Below are 416 nucleotides of genomic sequence, written 5' to 3'. Positions count from 1 at the left end.
GCTGCGGCTGGAGAGTCGTGGTGTCGGAAGAAGACGCTGAGTAGGCGCCTCCGAACTACAATGAGTACTAAGAAGCAAATCGGTAATGAAGTTTCGCACAACGAACACCCCCGAGCAGTCGTCGACGACGTGGTCGATGAGACGCCTGAGTTCCAACCCACGGTTGAACTCGAAATTCAAGCCAAAGTTGACCTGAACAACCCGGAAGCCCAAGGACGGGGACTGACCCTTGCAGAAGAAGAGCGGATGGAAGCACGCGAGTGGGAGATTGAGCAGACGAAAACCCGGTGGGACCGGAGGCAGACGTCGAACCGTGAACAGCGGACGGCGACTGTGGTGGAACAGATGAGCATCGAAGCAACGAGGGAGTTCAAGAAGCGTGCCGGATGTGTGAATCGGTGGGCCGACCCCGATGA

1 pseudogene is annotated in these 416 nt (G+C 57.2%); it reads left to right on the top strand.

The features are described from left to right. Positions 1-60 precede the first annotated feature (60 nt). Positions 61-416, top strand: a pseudogene (locus tag AUR66_RS06195) (DNA-binding protein); the annotation flags it as partial.

This window comes from Haloferax profundi (assembly GCF_001469865.1).
In the GTDB taxonomy this organism is placed as follows: Archaea; Halobacteriota; Halobacteria; order Halobacteriales; family Haloferacaceae; genus Haloferax; species Haloferax profundi.
The sequence above is the reverse complement of the archived record's forward strand: the minus strand, read 5'-3'. Positions and strand labels throughout refer to the sequence as shown.